General features: G+C 42.4%; 2 protein-coding genes and 1 pseudogene. 1 reads left to right on the top strand and 2 read right to left on the bottom strand.

Annotated features, from left to right (window positions below):
* The first annotated feature begins 544 nt into the window (after positions 1-544).
* Positions 545-2,003: pseudogene (locus tag FGT79_RS32275) on the top strand (SpoVR family protein).
* A 282-nt stretch (positions 2,004-2,285) separates the two neighbouring features.
* On the opposite strand, the gene FGT79_RS15040 reads toward FGT79_RS32275, so the two are convergent.
* Positions 2,286-2,741, bottom strand: coding sequence for a hypothetical protein (locus FGT79_RS15040; RefSeq protein ID WP_138753597.1), 456 nt, complete (start codon positions 2,739-2,741; stop codon positions 2,286-2,288).
* Positions 2,742-3,746: 1,005 nt separating this feature from the next.
* Positions 3,747-5,895: S-layer homology domain-containing protein (locus FGT79_RS15035; RefSeq protein WP_171056255.1), on the bottom strand; the 2,149-nt coding region annotated here is incomplete at its 5' end.

The following is a 5,895-nucleotide window of genomic DNA, read 5'->3' as shown; positions in this document are numbered from 1 at the left end:
CATTTTGTCCAAGAGGACAAGTGATTTTGTACATCCTTAAACAAGCAAAAGTGTACATGTTTATGTTGACATTTACAGTTTAATATCTAGAATAAAAAGTTATAATGAGGTTTTCTTACTGTCCACATAATTAAGGCAAGGTCACTCTTTAAACAACCTTTTAATTTAAGCTGGCCCAATAATATTCCTAGTTTTTATCGCCTCAGAAGTAGACAAAAACTACTATTTGACTGATTATTATCTCGAGCTACTACACAGCATTTATTTCACCAACTAAAACATCCACATACGTTAAACCAAATAATATGGCAAGAGTAAGAAAAAGCGCCAGTAAGTAAGTTGATTCGTAAATATTAATTTAGTGATTATAAAGTTGAGTTTAATCCTCATGTGGTGAAAAGCATATATTTAAGGTGATGTTTGCGAACCAATTCAAAGGCTTCTTTACTAAGTCGTGATATTAATGTTGACTTGTAAAATCTAATTTGCATTGAGGTTTTATTAAGACAAAACATCATTAATATGAAAACTGGAGGGTAATCAGATGAGTTCGGATGATATCCGTTTACTAGAGCGAGCTATCGATGAAATAACTGAAAACGCGCAAGGGTTTGGCTTGGATTTTCACCAAATGCGTTATGAGATCTGACCAGCAGAAATAATTAAAACATTTGGTTCTTATGGAATGCCCACGCGGTTTAGTCATTAGAGTTTTGGGGAAAGATCAATATAATGAAATTACAGTATGATTTTTATTTAAACAAGAATTAATGAACTCTTCATTAATTCTAATCCCTGTTACGCCTTTCTTCTAGATGGTAATTCTTTGATACAGAATAAACTCATTGTTGCTCTCGTTCTAGCTCAATGTGATTTCTTTAAGAATAATGCACGCTTTGGAGAAACGAATCGAAATATGGTCGAAAGTATGTCCGCAACTGCAGATCGTATTCATCAATATGAAATGGTCCATGGCACAGAAGCTGTTTAGAAATTTATTGATGCGATTCTAGCTATACAAGAGCATGTCAATCCAACACTAATAAAACCGTACCAGTTAGATAAGAAACGAAATATTGAAATGGTGCAAAAGGACAGTCAGCGATCAGAATGGAACATCCCTTCATATCAGTATGATGATTTATGGAATTTAGATCCAGACAAGACAGCTGCTGCTGCTGCTGAGGCTGCTGCGCTATCTCAAGCTGCAGATGCTAAACCTTTCCCTCCCATATCCGAAAAAGACGTAATCTCGTTTATAGAGGAGTATTCACCAACACTTCAAGTTTGGCAGCGTGATATCCTATCTAAGCTACTCGATGAAATGCTTTATTTCTGGCCACAAATAGAGACTAAGATTATGAACGAAGGCTGGGCCTCCTATTGGCATCAACGCATTATACGTGAGTTAGATCTGACTAGTGAAGAAACGATTGAATTTGCTAAACTTAACTCTTCCGTCGTTCAACCTTCTCGTCATAGCCTAAATCCCTATATTTGGTCTTAAAGATATTTGGGGATATCGAGCGAAGCTTCGATAACCCGACTGTGGAGGAGCAGTGACGCTTCGGACGTGTTCCTGGTAAGGGAAGAGAAAAGATGTTTGAGGTTCCCGAGCTCGACTCTGACATCTCCTTCCTACGCAATTACTTGACCAAGGACTTAGTAAACGATTTAGATATGTACATTTTCGAGAAAAAAGGACTGGAGTGGAAAATAACCGATAAGTCGTGAAAGAATATTCGTGATCAACTTGTCTACTCTAAGGTTAACGGAGGTTTTCCTAGTCTAATGGTTAAAGATGGCGACTTTAATCGTTTTTAGGTGAACTGCATCTCATTCATGAATACGAGGGCATGGAGCTCCATCTATAATATATGGAATGTACGCTTCCCCATACCGTTCAACTTTTTGGGGAAAACGTGTATCTGGAGACATTCGTAGAAGATAAAAAAATAGTATTTAGCTGTGATGGTAAGAAGACGAGCCGGAAGCTTGTCTAAAAATCGTATTGTTGCAAACCAAAAAACCGGATCCTAAAATCCGGCTTTTAGTTTGTATTTAAGGCTTTTGCAAAATAATAAATTAACTTTCAATAACCTGTCCTGACATTAATTTTTGCCAGGGAGTCGACGGGGATCGCCCCCCTTTATATACAGAATATTTTCTCCGTACATTCTCAATAGAAACAGCCTACTTCCGAAACACTAAAAACAGCTTACTTGATAGAATATAGTACTTTCAAAAGCTCACTGAACTAATGTTCCCCGTTAGCGTAATCTTGCTTACTTGTCCCAGGGCCATTTATATGACCCGATACCTCTTGAAGCACTGATTACCTCTTCATAATTTCTCCTGATAAAAATAAAATTCCCTACCTTATCAAAATATGTAAGCTTATCAGAGTGATTATCTTGATTGCCTAGATTCGACCATGTAACTGTATCTTCTTTAATTTCAATATTTACTGTTATTGCTCCGCAGCCCAAATCAGCACATGCCGGACAGATGTAGATTGAGTTTTGATTATCTGTAAAATCGGAAGGAGTCTTTAGTAATAAACGATTGATTTGGAGTTCTTGGAATTCTTCTGATCCCCAACCAAGACAAGAAACGAAATCAAAATCATGAGCGATATTCTCGAATAGAGAAGTGCCATCGATTATAATATCTGCATAAATGATTATCCCTGGATATCCTTCCCTTTGCCTCTTCTTTATCTCAATGTGTGATACTTTCATTAAATCCCTCACTTTTCACAATCTATTTTACTCTAAAATGAGGCCAATTGGGTTACAAAATCCTTTAATGTTCGACCACGCTCAACTGCCCGTTAACTTAATGAAGCGACTTTTTCTTCAACTCTATTTGCCGAATCTAACACTTTTTTTTGTGAAATTTATGTAGTTATTCATAGCACCCAGAGCATCCATGTTAAACCTGAATGAAAGCTGATAATTTCAGTCGTTTATATAAGCGATCTTACTTATGACAAAGAGCAGCTGCCACTCAGGCAATCTGCTCCTAGATCATAAACTAAAGTCTCCCTTACCTTTTCTTCCTATTTACATCATGCCGCCCATACCTCATCCACTTTCAATTTCTTTCATCCTCTTTCATTATCCTTTTAAAAACTGGTTATTTAACTTCTTGACTTGCCCTTTTGTTTCAGTTTCTTTCAGATTCAACCGGAATTTTCGTTATTTTTTTGTTATTTTCAGTGACATGAAGTTATTGTTATTACCAAAAAATCCCAAGAGTTTGGGTTCATTAGAAATGAGATTCGAATCTTCATTTTAGTAATCCTAACCACAGGCGCAAAAGCCCACTCCTCAAGAGGTCTCCACCTTTTAGTTCTGATTAGGGGAATGGGAATTCCTTTAGCTAGCTCATCTCATCTAAAGGGGGCGCTAGTATTTAAATTAATTCTTGGCCTATTGTTTTACCAAACAAAGCGGTGTTTTTCTATTTTTCAATATTCCGTATTCAGTGAGCGATTTATTCAGTCGTATCATACATTTAAGCCGATTTTCGCTCTGCGAAAGTTGAGCTACTAAGTATTGGTTGCCGGAAGTGCGTTGCAACCAATAGAGCAAATCCAAGAAAAAACAGCAGCGAAGGGAGAGCTCCCTTACGCCGCTATTTTTCTAGTCATTATACTTTTCGAATACGATCCGGTCGTTGGTGATCTCCAGCATGCGCTTCGACTCGGGTTTGAATGGAGGATGTCCATATGCTGAAATCTATTAACTTAGTGAATCCAACAACGACTTCACCTTGGGATCAAGACTCAGCGCGTTCAAAATGATCTGAAGCGCTTCGGCGCGGGTGGCCATGCCTTTAGGATCGAAGCGCTCATTTTCTTTGCCGTTGACGATGCCCGCTTGCGCTGTCATTCTAATTTCGCTTGCTACGTAGGACTGATTCAGATCGGTGAAATAGCCTTTGGACTTATCTTTCGCCACGTTATTCAGGTTAACGATACGAGACAACATGATAACCATTTCTTCACGTGTAATCGTCTGCTCGGGCCTGAACGTACCATCCTCATAACCTGCGATTACCCCTAACGCGGCAAGACTTATGATCGTATCTTTCGCCCAGTGCTTGTTGAGGTCTTTGAACGCCACATTACTGCTGATAACAGCTTGGATGTTGAAGGCGCGACTCAGCATCGTAGTGAATTCTGCGCGTGTAATTGTTGCATTAGGTCTAAATGTGCCGTCCTCATAGCCTTGAATCAACTGCAATTTCAAGAAGGTATCAATCGTCGGTTTCGCCCAGTGCCCATGAGTATCCGCAAAATCCGTCATCGTATTAGCTTGCTCCGCTGCTGCGACTAGGGCATCGAGTTTTTCGACTAGGCTAGCGTTATTCAAAATGTTGCTGTCAAATACATCTACCGTCGTCGGTTCAGGCTGCGATGATGAGTCCTCAGGGGTTAAAGGCGGTACCCATGTGCCTCCACCGCCAGGAGTTGCCGTCGCTGCAAATGCATACGACAGGGTAACTGTCGTGCCTGTGTTATTCGTTACGGTAGCCGTGTTGCCATTGATCGTTGCTATCGTTAGCGTAGCTGCGAATACATAATCGCTACTTGCCGTCAGCGTTACCGTTGCCATGTAGGACGTATTTCCTGCGAACTTTGTCGCCACAGGATTCCATGATACCGTTCCAGCCGTAAAATTCGCTGTGCTTACATCTGCTGTCGTACTCGGCGTAGCTCCTGTCACAGGTGCTGTGACCGTAATCGCTGCGCTGTTAATCTCCGTTGCTGTCGCTGCAAATGCATACGACAAGGTAACTGTCGTTCCTGTGTTATTCGTTACTGTAGCATCGTTGCCATTGATCGTTGCCGTCGTTAGTGTAGATGCGAATACATAATCGCTACTTGCCGTCAGCGTTACCGTTGCCGTGTAGGACGTATTCCCTGCGAACGTAGTCGTCGCCACTGGGCTCCATGCTACGGTTCCAGCCGTAAAGTCCGCTGTGCCGACATTTGCTGTCGTGCTTGGCGCAGCTCCTGTCACAGGTGCTGTGATCGTAATCGCTGCGCTATTAATCTCCGTTGCCGTCGCTGCAAATGCATACGACAGGGTAACTGTCGTGCCCGTGTTGCTCGTCACTGTAGTCGTGTAGCCATTGATCGTTGCCGTCGTTAGTGTAGATGCGAATACATAGCCATTATTCGCACTCAAAGTTACGGTGGCCGTGTAGGCCGTATTCTCCGCAAACGTAGTCGCTGCCGGACTCCATGCTACGGTACCCGCCGTGAAGTTCGCGGTGCCAACATCTACTGTCGTGCTTGGCGTAGCTCCCGTTACAGGTGCAGTGACCGTAACTGCTGCACTGCTAATTTCCGTTGCCGTCGCTGCAAAAGCATACGACAGGGTAACTGTCGTTCCTGTGTTATTCGTTACTGTAGCATCGTTGCCATTGATCGTTGCCGTCGTTAGTGTAGATGCGAATACATAATCGCTACTTGCCGACAAAGTTACGGTTGCCGTGTAGGATGTATTCCCCGCGAACGTAGTCGCTGCCGGACTCCATGCTACGGTACCCGCCGTGAAGTTCGCGGTGCCAACATCTGCTGTCGTGCTTGGCGTAACTCCGGTTACAGGTGCTGTGACCGTAACTGCTGCACTGTTCATTTCCGTTGCCGTTGCTGCAAATGCATAAGACAGGGTAACCGTATCGCGAGTGTTGCTCGTCACGATAGCGGTGTTGCCATTGATGGTTGTCGTCGTTAGTGTAGATGCGAATGCATATCCACTATTTGCCGTCAGTGTTACCGTAGCCGTGTAGGACGTATTCCCGCCGAACGTAGTCGCTGCCGGACTCCATGCTACGGTACCCGCCGTGAAGTTCGCGGTGCCAACATCTGCTGTCGTGCTT

This window comes from Paenibacillus sinopodophylli (assembly GCF_005930355.1).
Lineage (GTDB): Bacteria > Bacillota > Bacilli > Paenibacillales > Paenibacillaceae > Pristimantibacillus > Pristimantibacillus sinopodophylli.
This window is presented reverse-complemented; position numbering and strand designations above follow the sequence as displayed.